This is a genomic window from Pseudomonas sp. DR208, from assembly GCF_019823005.1.
Lineage (GTDB): Bacteria > Pseudomonadota > Gammaproteobacteria > Pseudomonadales > Pseudomonadaceae > Aquipseudomonas > Aquipseudomonas extremorientalis.
Genome location: NZ_CP081944.1, coordinates 2,720,680 through 2,737,421, shown reverse-complemented (window position 1 = coordinate 2,737,421; position 16,742 = coordinate 2,720,680). Strand labels below are relative to the sequence as shown.

The window sequence follows — 16,742 nt, the reverse complement described above, 5'->3', positions numbered from 1 at the left end:
GCAGGGTACGGCATGCCGAAACCCGCAACCGGTCAGAGAAAAATAAAACTACCTCAGGTAGCTGCCCACTGGTTGGATCATCACGAAGAAGCAGATCAGCGCTCAAAAAAATACGTTTGCTCTTGATCCCGGATGGGGGTCGCCAAAAACAGCGGTAAAGGGTAACGGTTGCCAAAAACAACAATAGACCGCCCCTCAATAATAAAAAAAGAGCACGCAACGACAAATTAAAGGGGACCCTCGGGTCCCCTTTGTGCATTCAGGGATTTACTCCTGCCCTGCCCCCAACTCCTCCATGGAAATCTCGCGCATGCGGAATTTCTGGATCTTGCCCGTTACCGTCATCGGAAACTCCTCTACGAACTTGAAGTGCTTGGGCGTCTTGAAGTGCGCGATGCGGCCCTTGCACCAGGTTTGCAGCTCCAGTTCATTGGCGACATGGCCGGGGTGGAACTTGATCCAGGCGACGATAGCCTCACCGTAGCGCGCATCCGGAATGCCGATGACCTGCACATCCGCCACCGCCGGATGGGTAAAGAAAAACTCCTCCAGCTCACGCGGGTACACGTTCTCGCCGCCGCGAATGATCATGTCCTTGTTGCGCCCGGCGATGCATACGTAGCCGTGGGCATCCATGCTTGCCAGGTCGCCGGTGTGCATCCAGCCGGCGTCGTCGATGGCCTCGCGCGTGGCGTCGGGGTTGTTCCAATAGCCGAGCATCACGCTGTAGCCACGGGTGCACAATTCGCCGATTTCTCCACGCGCCACCGTGTTGCCGTCTGCATTGATGATCTTGCTTTCCAATTGTGGCTGGGTGCGCCCGACCGTGGTCACACGGCGCTCCAGGTCATCGTCCGCTCCGGTTTGCAGCGACACCGGGCTGGTCTCGGTCATGCCATAGGCAATCTGGACCTCGCGCATGTGCAGTTCGCTGATGACCCGGCGCATCACCTCGATGGGACACGTGGCGCCAGCCATGATGCCGGTGCGCAGCGTAGACAGGTCAAAGTCGCCCAGCTGTGGGTGATCGAGCAGGGCGATGAACATGGTGGGTACGCCGTAAAGACCGGTGGCGCGTTCTTCGGCGACGGTGGTGAGGGTCAGCAGCGGGTCGAAGCCGTCGTTCGGATAGATCATGGTGGTGCCATGGGTGATGCAGCCCAGGTTACCCATGACCATGCCGAAGCAGTGATACAGCGGCACCGGGATCACCAGGCGATCTTGCGCGGTCAGGCCCAGGCTTTCGCCGACCATGTAGCCGTTATTGAGGATGTTGTGATGACTGAGGGTGGCGCCCTTGGGGAAGCCGGTGGTGCCGGAGGTGTACTGGATATTCACGGGCTGATCGAAGTGCAGGCTGGCCTGGCGACTGTGCAACTGTTCGGGCGCAATGCCAGCGCCGAGCGCGGCCAGTTGCGACCACGGCATGAACCCTGCGGGCGGGTTGGGATCGAGACTGATGAGGCCGCGCACGTCCGGTTTCAGCTCCTGCAGCATGGCGTGGTAATCGGAGCTTTTGAATGAGCCGGCGCACACCAGCCACTGACAGCCGGACTGCTTGAGCACGTAGTCCAACTCGCTGCTGCGATAGGCCGGGTTGATGTTGACCAGGATCACCCCGAGCTTGGCGCTGGCAATCTGGCTGATGCACCACTCGACGCAATTGGGTGCCCAGATGCCCAGGCGGTCGCCCGTTTGCATGCCCAGGGCCATGAACGCCCGCGCGTGCAAATCGACAGTCTCCGCCAGTTGTCGCCAGGTGTAGCGGCGTTGTTGATGACGCACCACCAGGGCCTCGCCATCGGGGAATTGCGCAACGGTTCGGTCAAAGGCTTGGCCAATCGTCATGGCCAGCAAGGTCTTGTCCTGTGAGCCGCGGCTGTAGCTCTGGTTCGGTTGTTCCATAACGACCCCTGTTGTCTTTTTTGTAGGTTGACGTAAACGTAAACTACGATTGACAGCGCCGTAACGCAAGCTTACGTTAACGTAAAGGTGAGCGCCCTCCCCTGGCGCCCCATCCACACAACAACAATGCTCACATTAAGGTGCCTGTCCATGAGTTACCCGTCCCTGAACTTCGCCCTCGGTGAAACCATCGACATGCTGCGCGACCAGGTGCAGTCCTTTGTGGGCAAGGAAATCGCGCCCCGTGCGGCGCAGATCGACATCGACAACCTGTTCCCCGCCGACCTGTGGCGCAAGTTCGGTGACATGGGCCTGCTGGGCATCACCGTGCCAGAAGAATATGGCGGTGCCGGCCTGGGTTACCTGGCCCATGTGGTGGCCATGGAAGAGATCAGCCGCGGCTCGGCTTCGGTGGCGCTGTCCTATGGCGCACACTCCAACCTGTGTGTGAACCAGATCAACCGCAACGGCAATCACGCGCAGAAACTCCAATACCTGCCCAAGCTCATCAGTGGCGAACACGTCGGCGCCCTGGCCATGAGCGAGCCAAACGCCGGCTCCGATGTGGTCTCGATGAAGCTGCGCGCCGATAAGCGCGGCGACCATTACGTACTCAACGGCAGCAAGACCTGGATCACCAACGGCCCCGATGCCAGCACCTATGTGATCTACGCCAAGACCGACCTGGAAAAAGGCCCGCACGGCATCACCGCGTTTATCGTCGAGCGCGACTGGAAGGGCTTCAGCCGCAGCAACAAGTTCGACAAGCTGGGCATGCGCGGCTCCAACACCTGCGAGCTGTTTTTCGATGAGGTGGAAGTGCCCGAAGAAAACATCCTCGGCGCGCTCAACGGCGGCGTGAAAGTGCTGATGAGCGGCCTCGACTACGAGCGCGTGGTGCTCTCCGGCGGCCCTACCGGAATCATGCAAGCGTGCATGGACCTGATCGTGCCCTACATTCACGACCGCAAGCAGTTCGGCCAGAGCATCGGCGAATTCCAGCTGATCCAGGGCAAGGTTGCCGACATGTACACCCAGCTCAACGCCAGCCGCGCCTACCTCTATGCGGTGGCCCAGGCTTGCGAGCGTGGCGAGACCACGCGCAAGGACGCCGCCGGGGTGATCCTCTACAGTGCCGAACGCGCCACGCAAATGGCCCTGGACGCGATCCAGATCCTGGGTGGCAACGGCTACATCAACGAATTCCCGGCCGGGCGCCTGCTGCGCGACGCCAAGCTGTATGAGATCGGCGCCGGCACCAGTGAAATCCGGCGGATGCTGATCGGTCGCGAACTCTTCAACGAAACCCGCTGAAGGAGCGCACCATGGCCACCTTGCACACCCAGCTCAACCCGCGTTCGGCGGAGTTTGCCGCCAACAGCGCGGCGATGCGCCAACAGGTCGACGCCCTGCACACCCTGCTCGCCCACGTGCAGCAAGGCGGCGGCGCCAAGGCACAGGAGCGACACACCTCACGCGGCAAGTTGCTGCCGCGCGAGCGTATCAATCGTTTGCTCGACCCGGGCTCGCCGTTCCTTGAACTCAGCCAACTGGCCGCCCATCAGGTGTACGGCGAAGACGTGCCGGCCGCCGGGGTGATTGCCGGGATCGGCCGCGTGGAAGGCGTCGAATGCATGATCGTCGCCAACGACGCCACGGTCAAAGGCGGCTCCTACTACCCGCTCACCGTCAAAAAACACCTGCGCGCCCAGACCATCGCCGAACAGAACCGCCTGCCGTGCATCTACCTGGTGGACTCCGGCGGCGCCAACCTGCCGCGCCAGGACGAAGTGTTTCCGGACCGCGAGCACTTCGGGCGGATCTTCTTCAACCAGGCCAACATGAGCGCCCAGGGCATCCCGCAGATTGCGGTGGTGATGGGTTCGTGCACCGCCGGTGGCGCCTATGTGCCAGCGATGGCCGACGAAGCAATCATGGTGCGCGACCAGGCCACCATCTTCCTCGCCGGTCCACCGTTGGTGAAGGCGGCGACCGGTGAAGTGGTGAGTGCCGAAGACCTCGGCGGTGCCGATGTGCACTGCAAGATTTCCGGGGTGGCCGATCACTATGCCGACAGCGATGAGCATGCACTGGCGCTGGCCCGGCGCAGCGTGGCGAACCTCAACTGGCGCAAACAAGGCCAGTTGCTGCAACGTTCGACGGTAGCTCCGCTGTACAGCAGTGAAGAGTTGTACGGCGTGATCCCGGCCGACGCCAAGCAGCCGTTTGATGTGCGCGAAGTCATTGCACGGCTGGTGGACGGTTCGGTGTTCGATGAATTCAAGGCGCTGTTTGGCACCACCCTGGTGTGCGGCTTTGCCCACCTGCACGGCTACCCGATTGCGATCCTGGCCAACAACGGGATTCTGTTTGCCGAAGCCGCGCAAAAAGGCGCGCATTTTATCGAGCTGGCCTGTCAGCGCGGCATTCCCTTGTTGTTCCTGCAGAACATCACCGGCTTCATGGTCGGCCAGAAGTACGAAGCCGGCGGCATCGCCAAGCACGGCGCCAAGCTGGTCACCGCCGTGGCCTGCGCCAAGGTGCCGAAGTTCACGGTGATCATCGGCGGCAGCTTTGGCGCGGGTAACTACGGCATGTGTGGCCGCGCCTATGACCCGCGCTTTTTGTGGATGTGGCCGAACGCACGGATTGGCGTGATGGGCGCCGAACAGGCGGCGGGGGTGCTGGTGCAGGTCAAGCGCGAGCAGGCCGAACGCGCCGGTACAGCGTTCAGCACGGAAGAAGAAGCCGCGATCAAGCAGCCGATCCTCGACCAGTACGAAACCCAGGGCCACCCCTACTACTCCAGCGCACGCCTGTGGGACGACGGTGTGATCGACCCGTTGCAGACCCGTGACGTGCTGGCGCTGGCCTTGTCCGCGTCGCTGAATGCCCCCATCGAGCCGAGCCGCTTCGGCGTGTTCCGCATGTAAATGGAGCTGTACCCCATGAGCGATTTCAACACCCTCGAACTGATCACCGATTCCCGTGGCTTTGCCACGCTGTGGCTCAGTCGTGAAGCCAAGAACAACGCGTTCAACGCCGAGATGATCCGCGAACTGATCATCGCCCTCGATCGGGTACAAGGCGATCCGTCCCTGCGCTTCCTGGTCCTGCGCGGGCGCGGCAAGCACTTCAGCGCCGGCGCCGACCTGGCCTGGATGCAGCAGTCGGCCGAGTTGGATTACCACACCAACCTGGACGATGCCCGCGAACTCGCGGAGCTGATGTACAACCTGGCCAAATTGAAAATGCCGACCCTGGCGGTGGTGCAAGGCGCGGCCTACGGGGGCGCACTCGGCTTGATCAGTTGCTGCGACATGGCGATTGGCACCGATGATGCGCAGTTCTGCCTGTCGGAAGTGCGCATCGGCCTGGCGCCGGCGGTGATCAGCCCGTTCGTGGTGCAAGCCATCGGCGAACGCGCAGCACGGCGCTATGCCCTGACCGCCGAACGCTTTGGCGGCCAGCGCGCACGCGACATCGGCTTACTGGCGGAAAGCTATCCGATCGGCGAGCTGGACCATCAGGTCGAACAGTGGATCGCCAACCTGCTGCACAACAGCCCGGCTGCCATGCGCGCCAGCAAAGACCTGTTGCGCGAAGTGGGCAACGGTGCCCTCACCCCAGCGCTGCGCCGCTATTGCGAAAACGCCATTGCGCGCATCCGGGTCAGCGCCGAGGGCCAGGAAGGCTTGCGCGCGTTCCTGCAAAAACGTCCACCGAGCTGGCAGCCCCAGGAGCCGCGTTCATGAGTACATTGACAACCCTGCTGGTGGCCAACCGTGGCGAGATTGCCTGCCGCGTGATGCGCACCGCCAAGGCCATGGGCCTGACCACCGTGGCGGTGCACAGCGCCATCGACCGCGATGCACGGCACAGCCGTGAGGCGGATATCCGCGTCGACCTGGGCGGCAGCAAGGCTACCGACAGCTACCTGAAAATCGACAAGCTGATCGCCGCCGCCCAGTCCAGCGGCGCCCAGGCGATCCATCCGGGGTATGGTTTTTTGTCGGAGAACGCCGGGTTTGCCCGTGCAATTGAAGCCGCCGGGTTGATCTTCCTCGGGCCGCCCGCCTCCGCCATCGATGCCATGGGCAGCAAGTCGGCCGCCAAGGCGCTGATGGAAACCGCCGGTGTGCCCCTGGTGCCGGGCTATCACGGCGACGCCCAGGACCTGGACACCTTCCGCGCCGCCTGCGAGCGCATTGGCTACCCGGTACTGCTCAAGGCCACGGCCGGTGGCGGCGGCAAGGGCATGAAGGTGGTCGAGGACGTCAGCCAGTTGGCCGAGGCGCTCGCTTCGGCCCAGCGAGAAGCGCTGTCGTCTTTCGGCAATGGGCAAATGCTGGTGGAGAAATACCTGCTCAAGCCACGTCATGTGGAGATTCAGGTGTTCGCCGATCAACACGGGCATTGCCTGTACCTCAATGAGCGGGACTGCTCGATTCAGCGTCGCCATCAAAAAGTCGTCGAGGAAGCGCCAGCACCGGGGTTGAGTATTGAACAACGCAAGGCCATGGGCGAGGCGGCTGTGCGTGCGGCTCAGGCCATCGGTTATGTCGGTGCCGGCACTGTGGAGTTTTTGCTCGACGCGCGTGGCGATTTCTTCTTCATGGAGATGAACACGCGACTGCAGGTGGAGCACCCCGTCACCGAAGCGATTACCGGCCTGGATCTGGTGGCCTGGCAGATTCGTGTCGCCCAGGGCGAGGCGCTGCCGATCACCCAGGAACAGGTGCCGCTGGTCGGCCATGCGATCGAAGTGCGGCTGTATGCCGAGGACCCGACCAATGACTTCCTGCCTGCCACCGGGCACCTGGCGCTGTATCGCGAATCCGCACCCGGACCAGGGCGCCGTGTGGACAGCGGTGTCGAGCAAGGCGACAACATCTCGCCGTTCTATGACCCCATGCTCGGCAAGCTGATTGCCTGGGGCGAGGACCGTGAACAGGCGCGGTTGCGGTTGTTGGGCATGCTGGATGAGTTTGCCATCGGCGGGCTCAAGACCAACCTGGGTTTTCTGCGGCGCATTATCGGGCATCCGGCGTTTGCGGATGCGGAACTGGATACCGGATTCATTCCGCGCTATCAGGATGAGTTGTTGCCCGAGGCCGGTGAACTGGGTGATGAATTCTGGCAGGCGGCCGCCGCGGCATTCATGCAGAGCCTGCCACCATCGGATGGACCCTGGGCAGATAAACGCGGCTTTCGCGCCGGGCTGCCTGCCGAGGTGTCACTGCATTTGAGTTGCAATGGCCAGGACCGACTGGTGACGCAGGCCGCCCAGGCGCCACAGTTGCGTGGCGAACAGTTGCTGATCGAACAACAGGGCGTGCGTCGCAGCCATCTGGCGGTACGCCATGGACACACGGTGTATCTGCGTTGGGACGGCGAGATGCGCGGCGTATCGCTGTTCGATCCGATTGCTGCAGTCGAGGCCAACCAATCCCATCAGGGTGGGCTGACAGCCCCGATGAATGGGAGCATCGTACGGGTGCTGGTAGAGGTGGGCCAACCGGTGGAAGCCGGCACGCAACTGGTGGTGCTGGAAGCCATGAAAATGGAACACAGCATCCGCGCGCCCCAGGCCGGGGTGGTCAAGGCACTGTTCTGCCAGGAAGGCGAAATGGTTGCCGAAGGTTGCACTTTGGTGGAGCTTGAAACGGCTGGTTAAAATTTTGCCGTGGCCTGTACGACGACGCCCAGGAGGCGGCAATCGTCGGTCAGCAACTGCTTCGGGTAGGTGGGATTGAGCGGCACCAGGTAACGCTGGCCGCTCTCCTCCAGCAACTGGCGAAAGGTCGCCCGGGGGCTCCCGACCCACTGGGCCACCACTAATTTACCGGGCTCGGCGGCAATGGCCGGGTCCACCAGGATCATCATGCCCGCACTGATGCTCAGGCCACTGGGTGCGGTCATGGCGTCGCCGGTGACCGGCAGCCAGAAGGCTTCGCCCCGGGCATGGTAATCCGTCAGCTCGAAGCGGGCAGCGCCGTAAGGTGTACGCGGCTCACGCACTTCGCACAACCCATTCCAATCGCTGACCGGATAACGGAAATACGGGTTGTAGTTTTTCTCCGCAGGCGGCTCATCGACCCGCTCGCGAATATCCAGCGCGACTTCCAGATAGCCCAGCCCCAGCGCCGCCAGCACCCGATTCATGTCCACCAGGCTCGGCGCACGGCGCTTGTTGAGCCAATGGCCGACGCCGCCCTGGGACATGCCCAGGCGCTCAGCCAGTTCACCTTGCGTGACCTTGCGGTCTTCCATGTTGGCCTTGACCAACGCGATCCAGTTATCCATGGGCGCTGACAATACGTCACGCAGTTTCCAGGGCAATAAACAGTTTGTAGTAATCCATAAAACGACATAAATACGATACGTACTATCATCGGGCATAAGGTTTTCGACACCCACCCCAGAGTACCGCCCCCTATGACGACAAGCCCGTATCTGCTGCCTGAAATCCCCGAAGACACCGAGCTGCACGACCTGCGCAGCAGCGGCGCCGCCAAGCGCGCATTGGACTTTTACTTGAAAGAAGATATGTCGGCACAAGGCCCTGACGATGCCCTGTTTGCCATCAAGCCAGGCATCAGCCCGGAGGAAGCCCTGGTGCACGCCTCGGACCTGTTGCGCAGCGCAGCGGCCACGGCCTATGAGTCCGCGAGCAGCCATCGCGGCACTCATCGTGACCTGGCGTTTTCGGTGGTGTATTTGATCGATATGGCGAAGGCGATGGTGGAGCGGTCGTTGCAGGCGCCGGAGGCTCAAGCGAACGGATGACAGGCGCAAAGAAAAAATATTTCTATCTCACGGATAAAAACATTTGACTTGCAAATGATAATGATTATTATTGGACCCAGCTGATCGCGAGATCAGTCGATAGACCAAGGGACCTTAGGTCGGACTCTTGGAATATCTCCTCATCAGGCTAATCACGGTTTTTGACCCGGCTCTTTGGCCGGGTCTTTTTTTTGCCAGTTTCCCTGGCATGGCTTCAGGCTAATGAAGACTGTGTGTTGCTTGATGGCGCGCATGGTAGCAAAAGACTATCACCAAAAGAAAGCCAGTCTACCGCTCTGGCCCCCATCTTTTCGAAATAGCGCTTGAGAATCAATCTCATAGATCCTAAGCTGCTGCGGCGTCAAGGAAGACGCCCCCTCCCCTTCGCAACAATTTTGCGTCCAGTCTTTACCAGACTCCTGTGTAAGATAGCCGCCACAACACTCATATTCAGGCAACCAGACTATGACCGTGGCCTTGACCTCCATCAGGATCAGCACCGACTTCGACAGTGGCAATATCCAGGTACTGGATGCCCACGACGCCTATCAGTTACTGCTGGCAATCAAACCCGACACGCGCAGCCAACATTACCAATGGTTCCATTTCAAGGCCGAAGGCATGCACGTGGGCCATACCCACACCTTTCGCCTGAGCAACGCGGGTAAATCGTCCTACCCACACGCATGGAGTGGCTACAACGCCGTGGCCTCCTATGACCACATCAATTGGTTCCGGGTGCCTTCGCGCTTCGACGGGGAAATCCTGCATATCAGTTTGGAAACCCGCGAGAAGCACGCCTGGTTCGCCTATTTCGAACCCTATAGCCGCGAACGCCACGACTGGCTGATCGAGCAGGCCCTGAGTCGCGCCAATACCTGCTTGCTGGCCACCGGCAAAAGTGCCGAAGGCCGTGACATCCAGCTACTGCGTCGCGGCAAGGGCGGCGAAGGTCGGCGCAAGATCTGGATCATCGCCCAACAGCATCCCGGTGAGCACATGGCCGAATGGTTCATGGAGGGCATCATCGAACGCCTGCAACAGGACGGTGACGCCGAGCTGAAAAAACTGCTGAAGGTCGCCGACCTGTACCTGGTGCCAAACATGAACCCGGACGGAGCCTTCCACGGTCACCTGCGCACCAACGCCATGGGCCAGGACCTCAATCGTGCCTGGCAGAGCGCCAGCCAGGAGAGCAGCCCGGAAGTGTTGTTCGTCCAGCAACAAATGGAAAAGTACGGCGTCGACCTGTTTCTCGATATCCATGGCGACGAGGAAATCCCCTACGTCTTCACCGCTGGCTGCGAAGGCAACCCCGGCTACACCCCACGCATCGAGGCATTGGAAAAACACTTTCGCAGCCACTTGAGCGCCCTGACCCGCGACTTCCAGACCACCCACGGCTACACCCGCGACCTGCCGGGCGAAGCCAACATGACCCTGGCGTGCAACGCGGTCGGCCAGAAATACGACTGCCTGTCGCTGACCCTGGAAATGCCCTTCAAGGACAACGACGACGCGCCCAACCCGAGTACCGGCTGGTCAGGCGAGCGCTCCAGGCAATTGGGCAAGGACGTGCTGAGCACGGTGGCCGATATCGTCACCGCGCTGCGCTGACGCCCTCTCCCGCCGGCATCACTCCTTGGTGCCGGTCATGCTCTGCAACACGCCATCGCGGCGGATCAGCCCATGGAACAACGCCGCCGCCAGGTGCAACAGCACCGTCAGGAACAGCAGGTAGGCCAGATAACCATGGGCCTTGCGCAGCACCGCGAACAATGGCGCGTTCGCGCCCACCAGCGCCGGCAACTGCACCGAACTGCTGAGCATCACCGGATCGCCTGCCGCCGAAATCATCGCCCAGCCCAGCAGCGGCAATACCAGCATCAAGGCATACAGCACCACATGGGACACCTTGGCCGCCAACACTTGCCACAACGGCAGGTCGACGGGCAGCGGCGGTTGGCGCGTGGAGAACCGTACCGCCAGGCGCACGATCACCAGCGCCAGAATGGCGATCCCCAGCGGCTTGTGCAGGTGGATCAACCACTCATGCCGTTCCGACACTGAAGCCGCCAGGCCCGCGCCGATAAACAGCATGGCGATGATCATCAGCGCCATCAGCCAGTGCAGCAGGCGCGCCAGCGGGGCAAAAAACCGTGGTTGGGCATTCATGGCTTCGACTCCTGAGGGGCGCTGTGCAACGGGCCGACTTCACCGGCGCGGCGCAGGTAGGAACTGGCATACGCCGCCGAGCGTGCCGCCAGCAACGGGTCATTGGACGCTTCGATGCCACTGGGCAGAATCAGCGGGTCGAAATTGATGTCGCGGCAATCACCGTCCGCTTGCGGCTGGCTGCTTTGCAACACCAGGGTGCCGGCATTAATGACTTTATGCTCGCCAGTCCAGGCCTTGCTCGCATCGTCCACTGGGTCACCCGGGTTGGCCAGGGTCATGTTCAACTGCCAGCGCAGCGGCCCGGCGGCCAAGCGTTGCACCAGGTCTTGTTCCAGGTAATCACTTCCGGCTGGCGCGGTATCGCCCGGCGCATCCTGACTCTGCGGCACCACGCCCCAACGCACGGCCTGGCGCTTGCCATCGGCGCCCACCAGGTAAAACGCGTTGATACCGTTGTAGGTTTCGGTCGCATAGCTGGCCGAAGGCTTGGCAGTCTTGACCCACGCCAGGAACGGCGCGGTCTCGGGGTGGGCGGCGAAAAACGCCGGCATGCTCGCCGGGTTCGGCTTGCCAGTGGCGGGCTCAGGTGCGCCGGCCTGGAGCAACTGATAGAACGCCTCGGGCGTGCCCACCGGGAACACTGGCATGCTGTTCATACCGGTGCGCCATTGCTGGCCGTTGGCCTGGGAGAACTGCACCGCAAAACTGCGGATCGGCACACTGCTGTCGGGCGCGTAAGGGTTGCCGCTGGGCAAGGCAAAGCGGCCGATCACGGGGGTCTTGGCCTCGCTGAACACTTGGGCACTGGAATAGGTGCGAGCTTCAGGCGTGCTCTCGAAATACCCGGCGACGCAGATGCCTTTGGCATGGTTACGCCGAAAGCCCGGGTGCACGCCATTGTTGGTTTCCAGCGCGTTGACCAGGGTTTTAGGACGCAGGCGCTGTGGGTCGAGGGTGCCGTTGACGTAGGCAAAGGCCCCCGCCACAACCGCAACCACGGCACCGATACCCGCCAGGCGCGCGATCAGGCTCGCGGTGCTCAACGGGGGACGAGGCGGTGATGAGTGATCTACCATGAAGGAACTCCGGGGCCAAAGGCCTTAGGGGTGAATATAAGGTCGGAGCATTAAGACGAACGCCGATCGGCTCTATTCCCTGGCCCTGGATTTATTTTCAAGCACGGGGAATAACCCTCAACGGCGCACGTCTCTCTAATCCCAGCGTAGTGACCAGCCAGATTCCCATGCATGAACTCGACGAACAGTTACGTGAACTCATCCCCAGGCTGCGGCGCTTTGCCGTGTCCCTGACCCGTAACGCCAGCAGCGCCGACGACCTGGTGCAGTCGACCCTGGAGCGGGCGATCATCCGTTGGGCCGATAAACGTGTCGAAAGCGACTTGCGTGCCTGGTTGTTCTCGATCCTCTACCGCCAGTTCCTCGATGCCCACCGTCGCACCCGGCGCTATGCGCGCATGCTGGAATTCTTTACCGGGCGTGACGATGCGCAGCCGTCGGTCGAACGCACGGTGATCGCCCAGTCGACCCTGCAAGCCTTCGATCAGCTCAACACCGAGCAGCGCGCCCTGCTGCTGTGGGTGTCGGTCGAAGGCTTGAGCTACAAGGACGTCGCCGAGATCCTCGATGTGCCCCTCGGCACGGTGATGTCACGCTTGTCCCGTGCGCGCCAGGCCCTGCGTCAACTCAGTGATGGCGAAATTGCCAGCCCTTCCCTGCGGATACTCAAATGATCAGCCTGCCCCCCAGCGAACGCGATTTGCATGCCTACGTCGATCACCAACTGCTGGAGAGTGATCGCCGTGTACTTGAAACCTATCTGGCAGCCCACCCGGATGTCGCAGCCCAGGTCCATGCCTGGCAGCACGACGCGCAGTTGCTGCGTGCCGCGTTGGGCGGTGCCCTGCAGCAGCCGGCCAACCCGGACCTGGACCCGGCGTTGATCCGCCAGCGCATCAAACGTCAATCACGCCGCCACTTGGCTACGGCAGCCGTGCTGCTGATCGCTGTCAGCCTCGGCGGTATCGGTGGCTGGCACGCCCGTGAAGTCAGCCAGCCGGCCCAACTGCCCATGGCCGACGCGATGCAGGCGTTCCGCTTGTTTGCCCAGGACGGCATCATGCCGGCGGACTACAAGGGCCAGGGCGGCGGCACGATGCAGGCCTGGCTCGACCGCTACTTCAACCAGGCCCACCGCCTGCCTGACCTGAGCGCGTCGGGCTTCACGCCGGTCAGCGGGCGCCTGCTCACCACCGAGCAAGGCGCCGCCGCCATGGTGCTGTACGAAGACCCGCAAGGGCGGCGCATCAGCTTCTACATCCGCCCGCCAGGCCCGGAAAACGGCTTTCTGCCCCGTGGCAGCCGCAGCGCCGATGGTTTGCAGGCCCAGTACTGGTCCGGTGCCGGCTACAACTATGCGGTGGTCAGCCCGGCGGATCAGCCCACCCCGGCGATGCTGAAGTTCTAGAAGCCCACGTCGAGTACCACGTTGTCGAGGTAGGTGCCGGCGGGCGGTGTGGTTTGATCGGTGTAGATCCTGGCGTTGTAGTTGAACACCTGGCTGCCGATACCCAGGCCGTTGCCGGGGTTGACCTCGGCGCTGGAACTGTCGCGCCGCGCCGCGCCCACGCTGCCCCAGCGCGTGGTGCCGGCGCTTTTGAAGATGTCGTAGGCCAGGTAGTGGGTGCCGGAGATCATGCGCCGCCGCCCGCCCACACTGACGGCGTTCTGGCCGTCGCTCAGGCCCACGCTGTAGGCGCTGCCCTTGGTGCAGGAAATACTGATGGTCTGGCCGGTCACGGCAGTGAACCCGCTGATGACGGGCGCACTGCCAAAACTGATATTGGGCGCGGTGATCTGGCAGTCATTGGTGACGGTCATGCTCACGGTCAGGAGCTTGACTTGGGGAGTCAGGTTTTTGTCCCGCAATACGCACAAGTTGCCCACCCCCAGGCCAATGCAATAATCCCAGGTCCATGCAACGCTGAGGACTTCGGTATACACCCCGGCCGCCACATTGGTCCCGGTAATACTGCCCACGTAAAGCGGCAGGTTCTTGCTGCCCGGCCCCGTCAAAAGACCCGCGCTTGTCGCAATGCCATTGGGACCGAAATCGAACTGAAGCCCTCGTGTAATAGGGAACGTGGTGGTGTTGTTGCCATAAATCGTATAACCGATCACATCCCCCGTGGGGCCGACCATGCCGCTGGTGGTTGAGGTGATCGTGGCATAGAAGTGGTCACTGGTGCCGAGGGCGATCAGTGAAGCGGTGCAGCTCAAACCGCCATTGAGGGTCGAGCTGTTTTGCGCCGCGGTGCGTACGTTGATCGAACTCACCGAGCCAAAACTCACCGGAGCCGTCGCCACTGTCGAACACAGCGCCATTGCCTGCCCCGAGCACACCATCCCGAGGAGCCACAGCCAGCCCACGCGTCTCATTGGCACACCAACGGCCCGATCAGCGGCACGCCTTGTTCCTGCTCGTTGACCTCGAATCGCGCCTGGCACGTACGCCCTTCACCCAGCGTGACCTGCAAGGTGTTATGCGCCGAGAGGTTTTCCAGGTACACCAGGCCGTCCCAGCCGACCACTGCCTGCTGGTTGCTTTGCTCGTGCACCACCAGGCTGCCCAAGGGCAATTCCTGATGCCGGGTGTCCACCAGGGTAACGCTCGCCGCGAGCACTCGGCGCAATGGAAACTCCAGCAGGTAGCCGCTGCCACGGCGCACCGATACACGCTGCTCCACATTCGGGCTTTGCACATTGAGCGGCAGGTTCAGCGGATCGATTTCGTATTTGGCGCGGTAGTACGCGCTGCTCCATGGCACCAGGAGATACCCATTACGGTCGGTTTCGCCCACCAGCTGGTTCTCGTAGCGCACCGGGATACCGGCGAAGCCCTGGGTACTCACCACCACAAAGGCATCATTGATACGGTTGGCAGCGAAGGTATCGCCACCCATCCACACCAGCGAGCCACTGGCATCCGCCCAGCGCGTCTGGGCATCGCTGCTGCCGTACACGCCGGCCTGCAATTGCACCGACTGCAAGCGCCAGGTCAGGTCGGCCTGCCGGTACGCCGCACCATCGCCCTGAGCATAACCGAGGTTGTAGCCCACCCCACCCTCGCTGGGCACTGCGCTGCTGTAATTGAGGCGCTGGCGACTGGTGCCGTCCTTGCTGCGCTCGGTGCTCAAGGCCAGGCTGCCGTTGAGGTCGAACGGAATCACCCACTGCGCCTGCATCGCCCAATTGCTGTCGCCGATCTCGCGGTTGGCCGACAGGTAGAAACTGGTATTGCGCCATAGCGGCTTGCTCCAGCTCAGGTTGAGCAGCCGCGTGCGCGAATCGTCCGCCGCCTGCACGTCGAAATACCCCATGCCCAGGCTGCCAAAACGTTCAAGGTTGAGGCTCAGCGTCACCTGCTCGCTGCGCTTGCTGAGGCTGGCGTAAGCGGTGTCGACCAGGGTCAGGTCGGCGTACTCGTCGTGTCGTTCCACCCGCTGATAGGACAGGCTATAGCGCGTGCTGTTGTACTGATACCCCAGGCTCAGTTGCTGGCCGCTACGCCCTTCGAATCGACTTTGGCTGACGGCGGCATTGAGTACGCCGAGATTGCCCAGCCGCAGGTTACCGCCCAGGCCGCCGAGGGTCAGGTCAGTGGAGGCTTCGGCATGGCTCTCCAGGGTCAAATTGTCGGAATAACCATAACGAAAGGTACCGCTCGCCACGCCAGGGCCGTAGGCGAAGTCCTTGAGGGTGTACTCCCGGCGCAAGGTGCCGGCAGCCACTGAAAAATCCGTCAGGCCTTTTTGCAACAGCGTGCTGGTCACATAGAACGGCACGGTGGTCGACACCTGGCGACCCAGGGCGTCAGTCGTCACCACCACCGCTTCGCCCGCTCCGTTGATAAACGGCACGTTGGTCAGGGTGTACGGCCCCGGTTGCAACTGCGCGCTATCGGATTTGTAGCCATTGATAAACAGGTCCACCGACGACGGCACCGCGGCCTCACCGGCAAATTGCGGCAGGGGGTAAGTCACCAGGTCCGGACGCACCGCGAAGTCCCGCGAGAACTGCACACCGCCGAGGCGCACCGAACTGCTCCAGGGCAAGGCGCCGCTGATCACGTCACCGGCTTCGTAGGTCAGCAGCCGCTCATCATCGGAGAAGCGCCAGGTAGTGTCATAGCGCCGATAGCCGTTGTTGAACGTACTGCTGCTGACACCATCAGCCAAGGTCTGGCGGTACTGGCCGGTATTGGACAAGGTGCCCCAGTTGTCGAACAGCCGCACTTCGTTCCAGGCGGCGAGGTAGCTGCCGCCTTCGTCAGTGTCGTTGAAATACAGGTCATAGTTGAGCAAGGCGCCAAAGCTGCTCATTGCCTGGGTGCGCGGGTAAGTGTCGCGGTTGCCGATAAATTGTTCCTTCAGCCACGACGGCGGCACATCCAGCAGCAGGCGCTGGCCGTTGCTGTCGTAATCGCTGTGCAGGCCGGGGATCTTGTCCAGCGCCACGCTGCCGCTCAATTCGCCGGGCAGCTTCATGCCCACGTCCTGCAGCGCGCTGACCGGCACATAGAGTTGCCCGGCCCGTTGATCGACCGCGATAACGCGGCCGGTGTCCATCTGATTGACCACCAGCTCCAGAAACAACTGTGCATCGGCGACAGCCTCCATACTGCTCGGGGGCGGTGGCAGGTCGCCAGCCACGCCCGGAAGCGCCACCACTGCGCCGCCCAGTCCGCCCACCACCGACAGCCATAGACTGCGAGCCAGACCACGACTCACCATGGCGTTGTGTCCTTCAATGGACATCTCCATCCGTTTAAATCCCGGGGCGTTCCTGCCCCGT

14 protein-coding genes are annotated in these 16,742 nt (G+C 62.1%); 8 read left to right on the top strand and 6 right to left on the bottom strand.

Annotation, left to right across the window (positions count from 1 at the left end; genetic code table 11):
- Positions 1-267 precede the first annotated feature (267 nt).
- Positions 268-1,905 (bottom strand): AMP-binding protein, encoded by a 1,638-nt coding sequence (locus K5K89_RS12410; RefSeq protein WP_222541514.1) that lies wholly within the window; start codon positions 1,903-1,905, stop codon positions 268-270.
- Positions 1,906-2,055: 150 nt separating this feature from the next.
- Here K5K89_RS12410 and K5K89_RS12405 point away from each other — a divergent pair, with 150 nt between their 5' ends.
- Genes K5K89_RS12405 through K5K89_RS12390 form a run of 4 tightly spaced genes read left to right on the top strand, consistent with a single transcriptional unit; the run spans position 2,056 to position 7,582 of the window.
- On the top strand, positions 2,056-3,219 hold the full coding sequence (locus K5K89_RS12405) for an isovaleryl-CoA dehydrogenase (protein WP_071491996.1): 1,164 nt from the start codon (positions 2,056-2,058) through the stop codon (positions 3,217-3,219).
- A gap of 11 nt (positions 3,220-3,230) precedes the next feature.
- Positions 3,231-4,838 carry a carboxyl transferase domain-containing protein gene (locus tag K5K89_RS12400; protein ID WP_222541513.1) on the top strand — a complete coding sequence of 536 codons (1,608 nt, stop codon included), beginning with the start codon at positions 3,231-3,233 and terminating at the stop codon, positions 4,836-4,838.
- Between the two features lie 15 nt (positions 4,839-4,853).
- Positions 4,854-5,660, top strand: a complete 807-nt coding sequence (locus K5K89_RS12395) for a gamma-carboxygeranoyl-CoA hydratase (protein WP_222541512.1) — start codon at positions 4,854-4,856, stop codon at positions 5,658-5,660.
- Entirely contained in the window at positions 5,657-7,582 is a 1,926-nt protein-coding gene (locus K5K89_RS12390) for an acetyl/propionyl/methylcrotonyl-CoA carboxylase subunit alpha (protein ID WP_222541511.1), read from the top strand. The genes K5K89_RS12395 and K5K89_RS12390 overlap by 4 nt, the downstream gene beginning before the upstream one ends.
- Here K5K89_RS12390 and K5K89_RS12385 read toward each other — a convergent pair.
- Positions 7,579-8,211, bottom strand: coding sequence for a LexA family protein (locus K5K89_RS12385; protein ID WP_071492000.1), 633 nt, complete (start codon positions 8,209-8,211; stop codon positions 7,579-7,581). The genes K5K89_RS12390 and K5K89_RS12385 overlap by 4 nt on opposite strands.
- Before the next feature lie 132 nt (positions 8,212-8,343).
- Between K5K89_RS12385 and K5K89_RS12380 the strand changes: the two genes are divergently transcribed.
- Positions 8,344-8,694 carry a DUF6124 family protein gene (locus K5K89_RS12380; protein ID WP_071492001.1) on the top strand — a complete coding sequence of 117 codons (351 nt, stop codon included), beginning with the start codon at positions 8,344-8,346 and terminating at the stop codon, positions 8,692-8,694.
- A 465-nt stretch (positions 8,695-9,159) separates the two neighbouring features.
- Positions 9,160-10,311 (top strand): M14-type cytosolic carboxypeptidase, encoded by a 1,152-nt coding sequence (locus K5K89_RS12375; protein WP_222541510.1) that lies wholly within the window; start codon positions 9,160-9,162, stop codon positions 10,309-10,311.
- 18 nt (positions 10,312-10,329) lie between these two features.
- Here K5K89_RS12375 and K5K89_RS12370 read toward each other — a convergent pair whose 3' ends face one another.
- Together K5K89_RS12370 and K5K89_RS12365 are read right to left on the bottom strand one after the other, a co-directional pair.
- Entirely contained in the window at positions 10,330-10,869 is a 540-nt protein-coding gene (locus tag K5K89_RS12370) for a cytochrome b (RefSeq protein ID WP_071492003.1), read from the bottom strand.
- Positions 10,866-11,948 (bottom strand): catalase family peroxidase, encoded by a 1,083-nt coding sequence (locus K5K89_RS12365; protein ID WP_222541509.1) that lies wholly within the window; start codon positions 11,946-11,948, stop codon positions 10,866-10,868. The genes K5K89_RS12370 and K5K89_RS12365 overlap by 4 nt, the downstream gene beginning before the upstream one ends.
- Before the next feature lie 167 nt (positions 11,949-12,115).
- Here K5K89_RS12365 and K5K89_RS12360 point away from each other — a divergent pair, with 167 nt between their 5' ends.
- Together K5K89_RS12360 and K5K89_RS12355 are read left to right on the top strand one after the other, a co-directional pair.
- Positions 12,116-12,622: a sigma-70 family RNA polymerase sigma factor gene (locus K5K89_RS12360; protein WP_071492005.1), complete on the top strand. Its 507-nt coding sequence runs from the start codon at positions 12,116-12,118 to the stop codon at positions 12,620-12,622.
- Positions 12,619-13,356, top strand: a complete 738-nt coding sequence (locus K5K89_RS12355; protein ID WP_222541508.1) for an anti-sigma factor family protein — start codon at positions 12,619-12,621, stop codon at positions 13,354-13,356. Before K5K89_RS12360 ends, K5K89_RS12355 begins: the two co-directional genes overlap by 4 nt.
- Here the strand turns inward: K5K89_RS12355 and K5K89_RS12350 are convergent.
- The gene (locus tag K5K89_RS12350; protein WP_222541507.1) at positions 13,353-14,327 is read right to left on the bottom strand and encodes a spore coat protein U domain-containing protein; all 975 of its coding nucleotides are present in this window, start codon (positions 14,325-14,327) and stop codon (positions 13,353-13,355) included. The genes K5K89_RS12355 and K5K89_RS12350 overlap by 4 nt on opposite strands.
- Entirely contained in the window at positions 14,324-16,681 is a 2,358-nt protein-coding gene (locus K5K89_RS12345; protein ID WP_222541703.1) for a fimbria/pilus outer membrane usher protein, read from the bottom strand. The genes K5K89_RS12350 and K5K89_RS12345 overlap by 4 nt, the downstream gene beginning before the upstream one ends.
- Positions 16,682-16,742 lie beyond the last annotated feature (61 nt).

Coding starts and splice junctions, on each gene's coding strand:
- K5K89_RS12355 (WP_222541508.1), top strand. CDS start 12,619: ATGATCAGCCTGCCCCCCAGCGAACGCGATTTGCATGCCTACGTCGAT.
- K5K89_RS12390 (WP_222541511.1), top strand. CDS start 5,657: ATGAGTACATTGACAACCCTGCTGGTGGCCAACCGTGGCGAGATTGCC.
- K5K89_RS12365 (WP_222541509.1), bottom strand. CDS start 11,948: ATGGTAGATCACTCATCACCGCCTCGTCCCCCGTTGAGCACCGCGAGC.
- K5K89_RS12395 (WP_222541512.1), top strand. CDS start 4,854: ATGAGCGATTTCAACACCCTCGAACTGATCACCGATTCCCGTGGCTTT.
- K5K89_RS12370 (WP_071492003.1), bottom strand. CDS start 10,869: ATGAATGCCCAACCACGGTTTTTTGCCCCGCTGGCGCGCCTGCTGCAC.
- K5K89_RS12400 (WP_222541513.1), top strand. CDS start 3,231: ATGGCCACCTTGCACACCCAGCTCAACCCGCGTTCGGCGGAGTTTGCC.
- K5K89_RS12360 (WP_071492005.1), top strand. CDS start 12,116: ATGCATGAACTCGACGAACAGTTACGTGAACTCATCCCCAGGCTGCGG.
- K5K89_RS12375 (WP_222541510.1), top strand. CDS start 9,160: ATGACCGTGGCCTTGACCTCCATCAGGATCAGCACCGACTTCGACAGT.
- K5K89_RS12345 (WP_222541703.1), bottom strand. CDS start 16,681: ATGGTGAGTCGTGGTCTGGCTCGCAGTCTATGGCTGTCGGTGGTGGGC.
- K5K89_RS12380 (WP_071492001.1), top strand. CDS start 8,344: ATGACGACAAGCCCGTATCTGCTGCCTGAAATCCCCGAAGACACCGAG.
- K5K89_RS12405 (WP_071491996.1), top strand. CDS start 2,056: ATGAGTTACCCGTCCCTGAACTTCGCCCTCGGTGAAACCATCGACATG.
- K5K89_RS12385 (WP_071492000.1), bottom strand. CDS start 8,211: ATGGATAACTGGATCGCGTTGGTCAAGGCCAACATGGAAGACCGCAAG.
- K5K89_RS12350 (WP_222541507.1), bottom strand. CDS start 14,327: ATGAGACGCGTGGGCTGGCTGTGGCTCCTCGGGATGGTGTGCTCGGGG.
- K5K89_RS12410 (WP_222541514.1), bottom strand. CDS start 1,905: ATGGAACAACCGAACCAGAGCTACAGCCGCGGCTCACAGGACAAGACC.